Genomic DNA, 14,493 nt, shown 5'->3' with positions numbered 1-14,493 from the left:
GCCATGTAGTGACTTGCTCTTTGGTGAGGTTCGGCGCTGTTTCGGGTCATGCTGTGCATCGGCCTCCGATCTCTGCTGCGTCGTACTTGTCGAGCGCTTCGGCGTCGTACAGGACATGTCGTCCGCGCCGGATGAAGCACTGCGGGCCAGTTCCGGCGTAGCGCCAGTAGCGGACCGTCGCGGGCGACGTCCGGTAGCGCTCGGCGACTTCCGCAGTCGTCAGGTACTTCCTCATGACGTCCTTCCTGTGGCGAGCGACCAGCGCGCAGCCGCCGCCAGGGCTGACTTTCTGAGCGAGTGCCGCCGCACAAACCGCAAAATCCGCAGAAATTGCGCGGATGGCTGCTGACCTGCGGTGATGCGTTGTGCGGGTGTCGGCCGGATAGCCCCGCAGAAATACGCGATATTCCGCAAAAATCAGGGGCGCAGCACGGAGGATCGGGCCGGGGAGCCGGGCCCCTGATTTTTGCGGAATATTGCGGGATTGTGCGGCGGGCCTCACGGCGAGGTGGCGTGAGGCTCCGCCCCAGATCAGCGAGCCTGTCGAGGGTTATTGCGGATTTTGCGGTTTGTGCGGAGGGGGTCGTGCGGCTGAGGCAGTCACACGGCGGCTTCCCGCAGGGTGGGGTGGATGCGGTAGCGGGGTGCGGGCGGTCGACCTCGGGTTCCGGTGCGTTGGGGTTGGTAGCTGCGGAGGTAGCCGTGCTCTTCGAGCAGCGCGGTGGCCGGTTCGAGATCGGCGACGTTGGGGAACTCGCTGCGGGACAGCTTGGTGAACAGGTCCCGGCGGCTGACGTCCTCCCAGCCCTCCGAGCGCAGCGCCTCAAGGACGGCGCGGGCGCGGCCCACGGTCGGGTCGGCGCCCATGACGTCGAAGACGGCGAGCGCGTGGGCGGTGAAGTACTTCCCTAACGTGATCGCATCGCGCATGGTGGCTTCGGGAACCGGCTTGGTGTGGCCGGTGTCGAGGTGTTCGGCAAGGTGCAGGAGCGCGGCCATCCGGGCAACCGCTCCGGCGACCTTGCCAGCCCAGTTGGCGATGTGCCCCAAAGCGCCGCCGCGGGCGGCAAGTTGCGGCTCCACTTGCTGCTGATAGGCGATCAGTGCTTGGTCTGCCTCTGGGCTCAACTGGATGACGGCCGGGTCGGTCCATTCCGCCAGAAACAGCGTGAGCGCGACGATGTTGCGCTCGTAGGTAGCGACCGCTTCGGCCGGGATCGGCTCGGTGATGACCTCCCGCTGTCCCACCAGGGAAGTGGGCAGCGAGTACAGGAAGCGGGCCAAAAGGCCGCGCCCGTCGAATCCCTTGACCTTGGCGATGTCGCGCAGCACGTCGGGCTGTACGGCCAGGCCGATGGTGAGCGCGGGGTGGTCGATGTACTCGCGGCGAGTCTGCCGGTTGACCCGAAGTCGGTCTCCGGCATGGCCTTTAAGGAAGACCTCCATGTTGGGGGCGCCGGAGTAGCGCCCGGCAATGATGTCGAAGATCCCGCCTTCAGCCGACATCACCGCCAAGCGCCCGCCCTGCTCCGCGATGAGCGAGGTGACCGTCTCAGAGGTGGAATCGTCGGCCAAGAGCAGCGGTTCGACGGGCACGGACACCGATTCGGCGGTCTGCGCGAGCCCGATGGCCTCAGACACCAGTTCCTCGCGCTTGCCACCTTCGGCATTGACGGCCTTGGCGGCAGCCTTGTCGGCTGCCTCCTTGGCCAGCCGCGCGGTCAGGGCCGCTTCCACGATGGCGGGGGCCATGGCGGACTTGAGCCGCTCTTCCGCCTCATAGAGCGGGTCGGTCAGCAGGGTGAAGACTGCGGACTTGCGGTTGGCCGGTGGCAGCGCGCACACCACGTAGAGGTTGGTGGGCTCGCGCCAGTTGCCTCGCACGTGGACGACCGCACGACCGCCGGATGCGGTGGCAAGCACCGACAGTGCGACGGAGCCCGCGAGATCGACGGGCGTCTGGGTCTCCTGCGCGACCGCTGTCACGAACTGCCGCAGCCAGCCGGGGAAAACGTGCGCGGGGAAAGCTGGAAGCTCGCGCCGGGCGGTGAGCGGGATCGGCTCCTCCCACACGGGCTCGGCGGGCGCCGGTTCGTCGGGGGGATTCTGCCCGACCCACAGATCGGTGTCCCCAGGCCGGGTGTTCATGAGGTGCCCCGCTTCTGCGAGTCAGAACAGGGTGCTGGAAGAGCGACGGCGGCGGCATCCTTCGGGGAGCCCACAGGCCCCCGTGTCGGGCCATGCCGGGCGGCATGAGGACGGATCGTCATGCCTCGCTCCGAGGGGCGAGGCCCATGCCGTTGGTGACGGCGCGGCGTGCATAGGGCTCGGGTACGCCGACCGCGACGGCGGCGGCCACCATCTCCTCGCCCAGGGCGTTCAGGCCGCACGGGCCGGGGCATTGGCCGTGCTGCGCGGCGGTGAAGCGGGCGACTTGGAACGTTTGCGATCCGGCGCCGGATTCGGTGTGCGCGCTGATCAGGGCGAGTCCGTTTTCCAGGCCGGTGCGGACGTAGCTGTCGGTGTGGCGGCATCCGGTGGCCACCGATCGGTCCCAGGCGGCCCGGGTGCTGGGGGAAGAGGCCAAGCCCGCGCGCAGCGGGTTGGCCTCTTGTCGTACGGCCAGGGCCCGCACCGCGTCGGGCAGGGGGGCCATGCGGCCGGTGCCGGGGCCGAGCCAGCGGGCGTAGGCCATGCGGGACTTGATGTCGACGCCGGGCCGCACCCCGTGGGCGGTGGGCATGGTGCCCACATAGATCCAGTGCTGCCCCCGGGTGGTGGGCACGGTGCGGGTAGGCGGCAGATGCGCGTGCGCCCAGGTGATCGCGTCGGCGTGGTCGAGGTCGACGACGGTGAGGCGGACGCCGGCCGGGTGGTAGGCGACGGCGGCGGCCTGGCGCCACGCGGTCGCCCACGCCGTGGACGTGAGGACGTCGGGGTTGGTGGTCGCGGCGGCCCAGGCGTGGCAGGGGTGCGGGCAGGTGCAGGGTCCGGCTTGCTTCATGTTCGGGCGGCCGCCGCACGCGTTCTTGGCGCAGGCGGGGCAGTTGTTGAAGGGGGCCTTGCCCACGCGCAGCGGCAGGACGGGAACGCCCCGGGAGGCGAGCGCCAGAGCGACGGCGAGGGGCTGGGTCGGCTGTGGCTGGCTACGGTCTCGCCGGGTCGGGGTGGAGTGGGTCATGCTGGGGTTCTCCTGCTCTCTTGGAGGGACTGGAGATCCGGGGCGGGGTGCAGGCTTTGGCGAGACGGCACCCCGCCCCGGGCGTATCTAGAACGGCGGTTCGTCGCTGTACTTCGCATCCGCAGCGGCGCCCGCCGCGGCCGTGCCAGGTGTGCCCCATCCGCTGGTGGCCGGTGTGCCGGTGTTCCAGGGGTCGGCGGCCGGGGAGGACGCGTTGGGGGCGCCGCTGCGGATGCGTTCGACCTTGGCGGTGGCGAAGCGCAGTGAGGGCCCGATCTCGTCGACTTCGAGGCCGAGCATCGAGCGGTTCTCGTTCTCGGGGGTCTGCCAGTTGTGCTGGCGCAGACGGCCGGTGACGATGACGCGCATCCCCTTGGTGAGGCTGTCGCCGATGTGCTCGGCCAGGTCGCGCCAGGCGGTGCAGCGCAGGAACATCGCGGTCCCGTCGCGCCACTGGTTGGTGGCCTTGTCGAAGGTGCGCGGGGTGGAGGCCACGGTGAACTTGACCATGGCCGCGCCGCTGGGGGTAAAGCGGAGTTCGGGGTCGTCGGTGAGGTTTCCGACGACGGTCAGGGGGGTCTCTCCTGCGGACATGTCGGGGGCCTTTCAGACGGTGACGGTGAGCGGGTAGGTGGACGCGCGGGCGAAGTCGCGGAGCACGGCTGCGGGGACTTCGTAGATCTCGGTCAGGTCGCCGGCGTTGCTCCAGAAGCCGGAAGCCCAGTGGACGTAGATCACCTGGAGTTCGGCGCCGGTCCGGTCGGTGACGGTGTGGATCTGGAGTGAGTCCACGACCGTGTTCGGCTGCCGGACGGCCTGACGGATCTGCGACAGCGCCGCCCTGACGGCCAGGGGGCGTCCCGCGCAGGACGTGCCGTCCCACTGCAGGTACTTGATGGGGGCGAGGGGCTGGGACATCAACGTCCCTCCTTCGGCGTGGTGGGGAGGGTGAGGCGGCGGGCGGCGGCGTGCAGCTTGGCGTCCAGCACGGCCGGGCCGTGGTCAGTGATCGAGTGGAGGGCGACGGCGGCGGCGATGATGACGTCGGCGAGTTCCTGCGCGACGTCGCCGGGGGTGTGAGTGATGCCCTTGCGGGGGTTCTGGCCGGTGGCGCCGATGTAAGCGGCTGCGGCTTCTCCGGCTTCCTCGCTGACCTTGAGCAGACGCATGGAGAGTTCGTGCTCGGTCCGGCCGTTCGCCTTGTCCAGGGCGGCGGTGATGCGGGCCACGACGGGCCACAGGGCGGCGCTCACGCGCTCACCTCCAAGATGTCGGTGCGGATGACGGCGAAGGTGTCGTGGACGGCGTCGTAGTGGACGTGGACGGGTGCGAGGGTCTCGCCGCGCGCTTCGGTGGCGCGGTGCGCGGCATCGAGGGAGGCGCGGGGGTTGCCTGCGGGGTAGTCGGCGAGCTTGACCGGGTGGTGTCCGGCGCAGTCGCGGCAGGGCATGGCGTTACTCCTTGCTGGTCTGGCTGGCGGGGAGTTGGGGCAGGCCCGCATCCGTGAGGGCGCGGGGGTCGTAGCCGGGCAGGGCGGCGCGGGTGAGCATCGCGGTGGCGAGCTGTTCGGCGTAGTGGGCTCCGGCGCGGGCGGATTCGATCTGGGCTCCGGCGCGGAGGGCCTCCACCCGTTCCAGGTGGGCGTGTTCCTCGCGCCGCTGGCCGGTGTGGCGTTCGTGGGCGAGGCGGTCGTGGCGCTCGGTGCGCCAGTAGCGGGCGGCGAGCCCGTAGGCGGCGGTGGTGGCCAGCACCCACAGCAGGAGCGGCAGGGGCAGACCGTCGGTGTATCCGGCGACGCCGGTGAAGGCGAGCGCGCCGGAGGCGGCGAACGCGGTCCCGGCGATGACGGGGTCTCCGGCCCGGCCCACGGAGGCGCAGGCCCCGGCCGCGGCGGCGGCCAGGGCGAGCGCGGCCATCAGCACGGCGTTGCCGACGGAGTGTTCGGCGCCGTTCGCGTTCCAGATGCGGGCCAGGATCAGCACGGTGGAGGTCGCGATGACGGGGGCGGCCTTGGGGGCGATGTGGGCGAGCCAGTGCCGGGCGATGATCTGGTCATGCATGGCCGCGCCTCCTAACTTCCGGCGTTCTGCACGGCGGTGACGACGGCGCTCATCAGGTCGTTGACGGTGGTACGGGCGCCGGTGCCGGAGAGGTAGAAGCCGAACAGCACCGCGATGAGCGCGGCCCCGGCGCCCAGGGCCTTGAAGCGCAGGAGCAGGGCGAGCAGGACACCGAAGAGCACGACCAGGGACAGGGTCAGGGCCATGACGGACGCCTCCCTTCCGGGAGTTGGGTAGTGGGCTCGGGGGCGGGTGCCGTCTCGCCGTCTGCGGGGCAGGTGGCGGCGGCGATGCCGAGCAGGACCGCCAGGGCGGCCAGGCGCAGGACGCGGGCCATCAGCGGCCGCCGTGCCGCTTCTTGCGGGCATCGATGCGGGCGGCGGCTTTGGCGTTCTCCCGCTCCTGCGCGAGTTCGCGGATCCGGGCGGCCTTGGCCAGCACGGCCTTGTTGGACTTGCCGCGCGCATCGCGGCGGGCGGCGCGGGCGGCGAGCAGGATGATGCGGGCGCCCTCGCGGGCGTTGTAGGGGTCGTTGTCGGTGAGCGCCATCAGGCGTACTCCTCCACAGAGTTGGACCGGGACAAGGGGGTGGTGGCGCCGGGTCAGCGGGTGCCGTCGCGGTAGGTGCGCGAGAGCCGGTTGTAGAGGTGGCGGCCGACCCGGATGCGCTTGCCGACGGTGTGGCAGCGTCGGCACGGCTTGCCGCGCTTGGGGCGGCCCTTGCGGTCGGTCCGGGTCAGATGGCCGAAGCCGCGGCACTTGCGGCAGGTCCCGAACGGCGAGACCACACACCACATGCTGTAACAGAACGTGACGGCGAGAAGGGAGGCGATAGCGAGCAGGGCAGGGGGCATCACGGGCCCTCCCGGGCGGGTTTCAGGGGTTTGTGCAGGTGGGGTGCTATCTACTAGCGGGCAGTTCAGGGTGGGTTTTGTGTGCTAGCGGGGGTGCTACCGGTAGCAGGGGTGGGTGCTACCGGTAGCAGCGGTGGCGGGCTATGCGGCGCCGGGCCTTTCGCTACGCTCCGTGATTGCCTTGAGGAGATCGGCGCGGACGATGCCGCGTCGGGTGGTGCGGCTTCCCTCGTCGGTTGTTCCGGCCACGTCGCGGGCCCGGATGCCGTGGGGCTTGAGTGCGCTGGTGACGTTTTCGCTCTTCCAGCCCTCGTAGACCTCGGGGCGCAGTTCGGCGAGCCGGGCGGCGATCCGCTCGTTCCACACCCGCTCTTCCTTCTCCGGCACGACGGCGGCGACGTCGGCGAGCAGGTCATACGTCGCCGTGGTCTGCTCGGGTTCCTCCCCGAGCGCGTAGCCGGAGAGCAGACCTGCCTTCTCGCGGGCGGCGCGGGCACGGGCGGCGATGCGCTCGGCGGCGGTGCCATCGACGTAGACCGAGCCGACGATCCGGGCGTCCGAGCCCTCCCCGATGAGGTAGTGGATGCCCTTGTCGCCCCAGGCGAACATGGTCGCCCGCACCCCGCGCTTGTAGGAGGACGTGCCGAGCACCATGTCGTTCTCGGTCTGGCCCATGACCTTCAGGCACATCCGCAGTGACGCGTTCGCGCTGATCCCGGTGGGCAGCGACTTCGCGTCGGGACGCTGGGTGGCGAGGAGCAGCACGATCCCGGTGGCGGGACCGCGCTTGACCAGGTCGGTGGCGATCTCCTCGAACTCCTTGCCGTACTTGTCGTGCTCGAAGAGCACCTGGCACTCATCCACGCCGATCACGATCGGGTGCAGACCCAGGGAGCGCTTGGAGGCCAGGTCGCTGGTCACCTTCGACTCGGGGCAGATGTCCCGGGGCAGCGAGCGGATCACCTTGGTGCGACGGCGCAACTCATCGCGCAGCGCGCGGAAGTCGCAGATGGCGTACTCGATGACCTCGTCGTCATCCCCCGCGCCGTGGCGGTGGGAGACGGCGTTGCCGACCGGGTCCAGGTCGCCGGTGCCCTTCATGTCGTAGGTGTGCAGCTCGGCGCGCGGGTCCAGGGCGGCGATGAGCATCAGCAGCCGCAGCAGGAACGTCTTGCCCATCCGGGGGATCGCCCCGATGACCCCGGCGACGTACATGAGGGTGAGGTCGACCCAGCGGCCGCGCTGGTCGGTGCCGTAGGCGGCGGGCTTGAACAGGTCGACCGTGCCCGACTTGGCCAGCGGCCAGGCGGGCTTCTTGGCCTTGGACATGTCCTGATCCCCGACCCACAGCACCAGGCGCCCGGTGTGCTCATCGGGCACCGCTTCGGGCCACACGCAGCCCAGCGGGCGGCGCAGACCGGAGGCGAGCCGGTCACGGCGCTCGATGACGTCGGTGACGGTCACGCCGTAGGGGAGGTTGCCCTCCGCGCGCCAGCCGGGTCCGTCCCGGGTGATCGGGGCGGTGAACTCGAAGCCGTCCCGGCCCTTGCCCTGGGCCTGGTTGATGGCGGGGATCCCCAGCGAGCCGAGCGCCCGCAGCACGATGTCACTGGTCAGCTTGACCGCCTTGGGCATCTCCACCGCCCGGTGGATGACCGGAACGTCCGCGCGACGGCCGTTGAACCCGAGCGCCATCACCAGCGCCGACACGGAGAGGGCCTGAAGCCAGTAGGGGGCCAGCACGTACATCGCCAGTGCCGTGGTGAGCCCGACGAACAGGCCGACCACACTGATCAGCACGCGCAGTCGCACGCGCCGGTCCCGCTGGCGCGACAGCGTCAGGTACTCGGCCGCGTCCTCGTGCCGCACGGCGGCCAGGCGCACCGGCTCACCCTCGCGGTCGGCGACCCACCGCAGAGTCGTGCCGACGAACCTGGCCGCCCCGGTGGGGGCCTGAAGGGCCAGGCGCAGGACGTAGACCGGGGAGCGCAGCGCGTGATACCCGGCGGCATGCGCGTAGTGCCGGGCCACCCACCCAGTCGCGGTCTTCAGCTCCGCCCACGAGCGCAGCCAGATCGGGATGACGTCCAGACGCTTGGCGCCCACGAGGCGACCCAGGTAGCCGGGGCCGACCGCGCGGGCCGCCTGGTCGACCATCACCGTCGTGTCCGGGTCGCCCGACTCCGCCTCCGGTACGGACGCGTTGGGGTCGGCCGACTCGGCCCCGACCGAGTCGGCGTCGGAGTCGGTTCCCGAGTCGGGGTTCGGATCGGGCGACCCGGACCGGGCGGCGCGGGCCGACTCCATGTCGACCACCGTGCCGTTCGGGTCGGCGTCGGGGTCGGGGGGCATCTCGCCTTCGAGCCAGTCGAAGAATTCCTTGTCGTCGGGGTGCTTCACTGGTGAGCCCTTCCACTTCGGGTGTGAGGGATGGCGGGCCCGGCCGTGTGCTGTGAGAGGTGGACGGCCGGGCCCGTGTGCTGAGGATGAACCGCTCGGGAAGGGGCAAGTGCTACAACCTGTAGCCCTTGCCGCTCTTGCCTAGGCGGCGTTGGCTGCGGTACGGGCGAGGGCGTCGGCGACCCGTTGGCCGACCCATTGGGCGACGTTGCAGGAGACGGCGTTCCCGGCCTGCATGGTCTGTTCGCCCTTGTTGCCGTGGACGACGTAGGTGTCGGGGAAGCGCTGTGCGAGGAGCTGTTCGCGGGGCTGGATCATCCGGTAGTGGCAGTCCTCCAGCGCGGGCGCGGGACCGAGCAGTGCGGCGGAGTCGACCGTGCCCAGGGTGTGCAGGGGCTCGGCAGCCGACTTGGTGGCCGCGTTGCGGTAGGGGATGACCAGCCAGTGATGGCGCCCCTGTCCGGTGACGGTGTCCACCGGGGCGGTGACCGGGCGGGCGGTGGCGTTGCGGCGCAGGGTGACGATGAACGAGTCATCGGCCTGCGGCGGGGTGAGGAGGGCCTCGAAGCCCTTGGGGTTGGCCAGCCGGGTCCGCATCGGCTCACTGGTCGTGGTGGAGGTGGTGTTCCAGGTGCCGCCCGCCGGGACCAGGACCGCGTCGCCGATTCTCACCGTGCGGGCGGCGAGCGGCGCGGCGTCGGCGGGCGTGGCCCGCCCGTCGTGGCCGCCGTGGTTGACGGTGAGCACCATGCGCTGCTGACCGAGCAGGGACAGGCCGGCGCGGATCCGCTTGACGGTGTTCGCGGCGAGCGGGCGCAGCTTGTGCGCGGCCCGGTCCCCGATCCGCACCCCCAGGTTCGTCCAGTCGATGATGGAGGCGGCCGGGCGTACGTAGGGTTCCACGAGCGCGTGACGGCACGCGGCGCGGGGGCAGCGGTAGTCGTATTGCTGTTTGTACTTGCCCACCCGGCGGCCGTTGCGCCACGACTGCACGGCCGCCACGTCCTGCCCGCACTCGGGGCACCAGGCGAGCGGGGTGGGCCGCAGGTCGGGCTCGGGGACGTCGGTGCGGGTGAACACCACATAGATCCGGTCGCGCCACTGGGGAGCGGCCGGGTTGTCGGGCCCGCCCACGTGCGCGGAGGACACCGACACGATCTGGGAGCGGTAGCCGAGCAGTTCCATGCCCTTGCGCCACCAGTCGAACAGCTCCCAGTCGACGACGAACTCCAGGACGTTCTCGCACAGCACCGCCCGGTAGCGGTGCACTTCGGTGGCCCGGATGACGTCGTAGGCGGTCGCCCGGGTCCGCTCCCACGCCGCGTCCGCGACGTGGCCGTGTTCTTCCAGGTCGAAGGCGAGCTGGCCATGGGTGCGCTTACGTCCGCCCGCCGGGGAGATCTCGGTGCAGATCGGCGAGGCCCACAGCACGTCCGTCTTGGGCAGGCGCCGCATGTCGTAGTTGTTGATGTCGGCGATCAGGTGATCGGCGTCCGGGTGGTTGGCCGCGTGCGTCTCGATCGCCCGCTGCCAGTGGTTCGCGGCGAGCTTGAGGTCATACCCGGCGGCGACCAGGCCCGTGGAAGAGCCGCCCGCGCCGCAGAACAGATCGGTGAACGTCAGGCTCATGCCCAACTCCCATACAACTCCGTGGTGGTCACAGCTCGAACAGGCCCGACGCCTCGACAGCCGGGGCCGCCTGCTTGCGCGCGGCGCGGGCGGCGGCGGCGTGGCACTTCGGGCACCACGCCACCAGGTCCGTGGCGGGCAGCGCGGCGGCCGCCACCGGGGTGGCGAGCGGGTCGGTGGGGGCGGCGATGAGCCGAATCCGGCGCCCGTGGTGCTTGCTGGTGTAGTGGTCGTGCTCGCGCGGGCAGCGCCCGCCGCCCTTGGCGTGCGGGTTGCCGCACGCCCCGGTGCACTGGCAGCGGAAGCCCGCCGCCACCATCACCGGACGCCAGGTGGCGGTGCCGGTCAGGGGCTCGCTCATGCCGCCACCCCCTCACCGGTGTTGGTGGTGTCGACGGCGTGCAGTGCCTTCTTGGCGCGCTCGGCGGTCAGCAGGTCGCGGATCTGCCGGGCGGGCTTGGCGCCGCAGCGCAGGGCCTTGCGCAGCGCCTCCGCGTTGTCGACCCCCTCATCACTCCAGGCCGCCGTCAGCGTCCGGGCCTCGGCGAGCAGGGTGTCCGGGCCGCGGCGCGGGCTCTTGCCCGTGCGGCGGCGCGCGCCGGACGCGGCCTTGCGCCGCCGGTTCGGGTCGGTCTGCTCGTCGTTCGGCGTCACCTGCTCGTCCTGCCGCTCTTCCTCGTCGGCGGGGGCGAGTTCGCCAAGACGGAGCAGGACGCGGGCGCGCCGTGGTGTCTTCGAGCGCCAGCGGCGACCGTGCCGCTCGCGCAGGTCCGCGCGGGCCAACTGCCGCTCCCGCTCACGGGTGAGCGCATCGGCGTAGGAGGTGATCTCCCACAGCGTCATGCGCCGCCACAGCGCGAACGTCGTGACCGGGGCGAGCAGCCAGCGACTTGCCCGGATCTTGTCCATCCGGCGTCCGGTCACCGCGCCGATCCGTACGGCGTAGATGTGTGCGCCGATCTCGGAAAAAACCACCCACAGCAGCGGCATGGTGCCGTGCGCGATCTTCGCCCACAGGCTGTGCCCGGCCGCCACGTTCAGCCCGCACGTGATCAGGGTGAGGACCCAGGGCACGAACCGGACCCAGGCCAGCGCCATGTCCATCCGGATCAGCAGGAGGTTGGCGACGGTGAACACCGGGATGGCCACGTCGATACCGACCGGCAGCATCCACGGCGAGGCGAACCCCCAGCGCAGCGCGGCAGCCGATACGGCATCGAACGAGGCGATGAAGCCGAGCGAGCCGACCCCGGCCGCAGCCGCGGCGCCGATCCCGGCCAGCCCCAACTCCGGCCGCGTCAGCGGCGGGACTGCGGAACGCTCGGTGGTGGCGAGGGCGGTCATCGGGCACCGCCCCCCACAGGGCGCAGCCGACGCTCATCGAGCAGCCATCCGGCGAAGTGGGCGAGGCCGCCCCCGGTGATCGCGTACCGCCACAGCGGCTCACCGGTGGCGAACGTGAGAACGGTGGCGCCCACCATGATGAGCGAGCCGACCACGATGAGCACCAGGGGCCAGCCCTGCGGGGAGAGCTGATCCTTCATGCCGCCGCCCCCTTGCGGACCCGCTCGCGACGGGGCGTCGCCGGGGACAGGGGTACGACGTTGAAGAGTTCCGGCGCGTGCGCCTCGATCGCTTCGGCGGCGATGCGGACCGCGTCGTCGGGCAGGTGCGGGTTCTCCGCGAGGATGTCGCGGGCCGCGTCCAGACGGGCCGCGCGCTCCATCTCGCTTTCGCCCTCCACCCCCAGCCACAGCTCAAGCGGCGTGCCCAGGGCGAGTTCGACGAAATCAGTACTGGTGACGGCCACCTGGCCGCCGACGTAGCTACGCATGAGGACTCCTGATGGGGAGGGACGGGAGAAGGGGCCGGGCGAGGTGCAGGCTTTGGCGAGACGGCACCCGGGCCCGGCCCGGAGAGGGGCGGCAGGTTCAGTTCCTGCGGACCCGGCCGGAGAGGCTGTCCGCGCCCACCCGCAGGTGGCCGGTGCCGAACAAGCGGACATTCCCCGAGACGCTGTGCGCGCCCAGAGAGCCGGACGCGGCGGGGGTGGCCTTCACTTCGATGTCGCCGGAGGTGGTGTGCAGTTCGGCTTGGCGACCGTCGTACAGGTTGATGTCGATGTCGCCGGAGACGCTCTGCGCGGTGACCGTGCCGGTGGCCCGGCCCACCACCACATCCCCCGACGTGGTGCGGGCCGTGAGCGTCTGCACCCCATCGGCGTGCAGATCGCCGGAGACGGACCGGAACTCCAGCGCGTCGACATAGCCGAAGACCTTGGCATCGCCGGAGGTGGTGACGAACGCCAGGGAGGACCCGGCGGGCAGGAACACGTTCGCCGTGATCGGACTGACCGTGGCCATGCCCTGCGAACTCCCGCTGATGACACGACCGTTGACGATGCTCACGCCGGTGACCGACCCGTACACGGTGCCCATGCTCTGCACGACGCGGTGACCGCGGACGCTCTGCGTCATCACGTTGCCGGGCATCTCCGGGACCTCGATGCCGAAGGCTTGCCCGTTCTGCTCGGTGCGGGCCCCGCGCACCGCGTCCGCGGCGGGGCCGGTGCTGTCGTCGGTTTCCAGGTAGACGCGGGCCTTGCCGAATTGAGTGCCGACGTGGACGTGCACGTGACCGACCGGCAGGGACAACCCCAGCACGACCGGACCGGACGTCGCGGAGACGAAGGTGCGTTCAGCCATGACGAACTCCAGGAAGGAGGAAGAGGAGAAGGACTGCGAAGCGGGACCGGCGCCCCGGAGGCGGGCCTCAGACGGTGGCGATGAGCAGCGCGGCGATCACCACCAGATGGACTCCTTCTTGGGCACCCGGCCTTCGGGCGGGCAGCCGTTGTACGCGTGATCCAGGCACCCCGCGCACTCCTGATCAGGAGCAAGGCGGCGGTGGATGCTCTTGTCGTAGGCGTGCGACCAGCACTGGCGGCACTGCCCCGGGGGTGGAGGCTTCATCAGCGGGACCAGCCGCGCTGCTCCGCCTCATCGAGGTTCTCGTTGAGGCTGGCGTGCGCCGCATCCTCACGCTGGTGATTGCCCAGCAGGTGCGCGTCCGCCGCCATCTCCGACTCCAGCTGCATGCTCTGCGCCAGATCGTCGTCGGACAGATCGCTACGGTTGAACAGACCCATGACGGGCTCCCTTCGGTCAGGTTGGAACGCTGAGCGGTTCCCCTCACCGCCCGTGCGAGACGGGCGGATTGGGCAGCCGTCAGTCGTCGATCTGCTCGGCGGTGTAGTCACAGCGGTCGACGACGAAGCCGCTCCCGCCGATTCGCGAGTCGTTGGCGAGGGTGTCTCGAGCGTGCTCCGGCGTGGACGCAATCACGTCCGCCGTCACGGTCCCGGGCAGTCCGTCGACCGCCACGCTGAGCGTGACCTTGTACTTGCTCATGGGAGTCCTCTCGGTTTGGGGGATTCGGTCGCGCCCCGGGCCCGAGTCGATCGGCGCCCTCGCGGCGTGGGTTCCGGGGCTGATCAGGGCATTCAGGCGGCGGGGACGTAGATGCCGCGGGCACCGGCGGTGCGCAGCGCGGTGTGCGCCTGACGGGCCCGCAGACCCGCCGCGTCCAACTCGCTCTCCGCCGCGTCTCCCAGCGCCATCGCGGCGTCCACCGCTTCCTGCGCGGCCGCGAGGAGTTCGCTGTCCTGCGTGGTCATGTAGAGGGTGTCCATGGCGCTGGTGACGGCGGTCCGGGCCGCGTAGCGGGCCTGACGCGCTTCGGCAGTGTCGGCCTGCGCCTCACGGCGGGCCACGAGCTTCAGGTACTGCTGTTCGCGGTGGCGAGCCAGCGCGGTAAGCAGTGCGGGAACCGCGGCCGCCAGAGCCTGCCTGCGCTGTTCGGCGGTGGCCTTCTGCGCGGTGCGGGCGGTGGTCAGGTACTGCATGAACCCGGCGACGACGGCACCGGCGAGCGTGCCGAGCACCGCGATAAGCGTGGCGGTCATGTGAACTCCCAGGCAGTAGAGGGAACTTCCGACTCCCCTCTGCGCGGCTCGTGCGAGACGAGCCGCGGAGGCAATCGGTCGCAGCGTATGAGCCGCGAAGACTTTGAAGTGCGCTGTGCCGCACACGGGGACAGAACCCGTGCGCGTCCGCCCTCTTGCTTGCCGAGGTGAGGCGGACTGACCTCCAACCCATCGACCACCCGTGATCAGGCGGCTGGGTCGGCACTCTGTTGAGTTCTCAAAGCGGTTCCGCTCCCAGCCCGTCGGCGTGCGACGACGTCGCCTTCCCGGGTCTTCCGACTGGTGCGGGTACTGCGGTTCGTGCGGCTCCGCCGGTACAGGCGGGCACTGTCGAGATGAGGAACATGTATTACGTGTTCCTCATCATGCAGAGCGAGGTTCGCG

22 protein-coding genes are annotated in these 14,493 nt (G+C 70.8%); all 22 read right to left on the bottom strand.

Going from position 1 to position 14,493, the window contains the following annotated elements:
- Positions 1-46 precede the first annotated feature (46 nt).
- Positions 47-235, bottom strand: coding sequence for a helix-turn-helix domain-containing protein (locus KY5_RS13010; RefSeq protein WP_098242396.1), 189 nt, complete (start codon positions 233-235; stop codon positions 47-49).
- Between the two features lie 365 nt (positions 236-600).
- The gene (locus KY5_RS13005) at positions 601-2,148 is read right to left on the bottom strand and encodes a YfjI family protein (RefSeq protein WP_098242395.1); all 1,548 of its coding nucleotides are present in this window, start codon (positions 2,146-2,148) and stop codon (positions 601-603) included.
- A gap of 118 nt (positions 2,149-2,266) precedes the next feature.
- A complete protein-coding gene (locus KY5_RS13000) occupies positions 2,267-3,181 on the bottom strand; it encodes a DNA primase (protein ID WP_199843055.1) in 915 nt (304 codons plus the stop codon).
- Between the two features lie 87 nt (positions 3,182-3,268).
- Positions 3,269-3,775, bottom strand: a complete 507-nt coding sequence (locus KY5_RS12995; protein ID WP_098242394.1) for a single-stranded DNA-binding protein — start codon at positions 3,773-3,775, stop codon at positions 3,269-3,271.
- A 12-nt stretch (positions 3,776-3,787) separates the two neighbouring features.
- The gene (locus KY5_RS12990) at positions 3,788-4,099 is read right to left on the bottom strand and encodes a hypothetical protein (protein ID WP_098242393.1); all 312 of its coding nucleotides are present in this window, start codon (positions 4,097-4,099) and stop codon (positions 3,788-3,790) included.
- The gene (locus KY5_RS12985) at positions 4,099-4,434 is read right to left on the bottom strand and encodes a hypothetical protein (RefSeq protein WP_199843054.1); all 336 of its coding nucleotides are present in this window, start codon (positions 4,432-4,434) and stop codon (positions 4,099-4,101) included. Before KY5_RS12985 ends, KY5_RS12990 begins: the two co-directional genes overlap by 1 nt.
- Entirely contained in the window at positions 4,431-4,631 is a 201-nt protein-coding gene (locus tag KY5_RS12980) for a hypothetical protein (RefSeq protein WP_098242392.1), read from the bottom strand. Before KY5_RS12980 ends, KY5_RS12985 begins: the two co-directional genes overlap by 4 nt.
- A gap of 4 nt (positions 4,632-4,635) precedes the next feature.
- Positions 4,636-5,241: a hypothetical protein gene (locus KY5_RS12975; protein ID WP_098242391.1), complete on the bottom strand. Its 606-nt coding sequence runs from the start codon at positions 5,239-5,241 to the stop codon at positions 4,636-4,638.
- Between the two features lie 11 nt (positions 5,242-5,252).
- On the bottom strand, positions 5,253-5,447 hold the full coding sequence (locus tag KY5_RS12970) for a hypothetical protein (RefSeq protein WP_098242390.1): 195 nt from the start codon (positions 5,445-5,447) through the stop codon (positions 5,253-5,255).
- Positions 5,448-5,577: 130 nt separating this feature from the next.
- Entirely contained in the window at positions 5,578-5,790 is a 213-nt protein-coding gene (locus KY5_RS12965; protein WP_098242389.1) for a hypothetical protein, read from the bottom strand.
- A gap of 53 nt (positions 5,791-5,843) precedes the next feature.
- Positions 5,844-6,095 (bottom strand): hypothetical protein, encoded by a 252-nt coding sequence (locus tag KY5_RS12960; RefSeq protein ID WP_098242388.1) that lies wholly within the window; start codon positions 6,093-6,095, stop codon positions 5,844-5,846.
- A gap of 141 nt (positions 6,096-6,236) precedes the next feature.
- The gene (locus KY5_RS12955; protein ID WP_098242387.1) at positions 6,237-8,495 is read right to left on the bottom strand and encodes a cell division protein FtsK; all 2,259 of its coding nucleotides are present in this window, start codon (positions 8,493-8,495) and stop codon (positions 6,237-6,239) included.
- Between the two features lie 141 nt (positions 8,496-8,636).
- Complete coding sequence (locus KY5_RS12950) at positions 8,637-10,124, bottom strand: DNA cytosine methyltransferase (RefSeq protein ID WP_098242386.1); 1,488 nt, start codon at positions 10,122-10,124, stop codon at positions 8,637-8,639.
- Positions 10,125-10,152: 28 nt separating this feature from the next.
- Positions 10,153-10,485: a hypothetical protein gene (locus KY5_RS12945; protein WP_098242385.1), complete on the bottom strand. Its 333-nt coding sequence runs from the start codon at positions 10,483-10,485 to the stop codon at positions 10,153-10,155.
- On the bottom strand, positions 10,482-11,468 hold the full coding sequence (locus KY5_RS12940; protein ID WP_098242384.1) for a DUF2637 domain-containing protein: 987 nt from the start codon (positions 11,466-11,468) through the stop codon (positions 10,482-10,484). Before KY5_RS12940 ends, KY5_RS12945 begins: the two co-directional genes overlap by 4 nt.
- Positions 11,465-11,668, bottom strand: a complete 204-nt coding sequence (locus KY5_RS12935; protein WP_098242383.1) for a hypothetical protein — start codon at positions 11,666-11,668, stop codon at positions 11,465-11,467. Before KY5_RS12935 ends, KY5_RS12940 begins: the two co-directional genes overlap by 4 nt.
- On the bottom strand, positions 11,665-11,958 hold the full coding sequence (locus KY5_RS12930) for a hypothetical protein (RefSeq protein WP_098242382.1): 294 nt from the start codon (positions 11,956-11,958) through the stop codon (positions 11,665-11,667). The genes KY5_RS12935 and KY5_RS12930 overlap by 4 nt, the downstream gene beginning before the upstream one ends.
- A gap of 97 nt (positions 11,959-12,055) precedes the next feature.
- Entirely contained in the window at positions 12,056-12,829 is a 774-nt protein-coding gene (locus KY5_RS12925) for a DUF4097 family beta strand repeat-containing protein (RefSeq protein WP_098242381.1), read from the bottom strand.
- Positions 12,830-12,925: 96 nt separating this feature from the next.
- Positions 12,926-13,096, bottom strand: coding sequence for a pRL2-8 (locus KY5_RS12920; RefSeq protein WP_098242380.1), 171 nt, complete (start codon positions 13,094-13,096; stop codon positions 12,926-12,928).
- Positions 13,096-13,272, bottom strand: a complete 177-nt coding sequence (locus KY5_RS41765) for a hypothetical protein (protein WP_159072519.1) — start codon at positions 13,270-13,272, stop codon at positions 13,096-13,098. Before KY5_RS41765 ends, KY5_RS12920 begins: the two co-directional genes overlap by 1 nt.
- Positions 13,273-13,351: 79 nt before the next feature.
- Complete coding sequence (locus tag KY5_RS12915; RefSeq protein ID WP_098242379.1) at positions 13,352-13,534, bottom strand: hypothetical protein; 183 nt, start codon at positions 13,532-13,534, stop codon at positions 13,352-13,354.
- Positions 13,535-13,626: 92 nt separating this feature from the next.
- Positions 13,627-14,088 (bottom strand): hypothetical protein, encoded by a 462-nt coding sequence (locus KY5_RS12910; protein WP_098242378.1) that lies wholly within the window; start codon positions 14,086-14,088, stop codon positions 13,627-13,629.
- Positions 14,089-14,493: the final 405 nt, after the last annotated feature.

The sequence above is a fragment of the Streptomyces formicae genome, assembly GCF_002556545.1.
Taxonomy (GTDB): Bacteria; Actinomycetota; Actinomycetes; order Streptomycetales; family Streptomycetaceae; genus Streptomyces; species Streptomyces formicae_A.
Note: the sequence above shows the minus strand (reverse complement) of the source record. Positions and strands in the feature narration are given on the sequence as shown.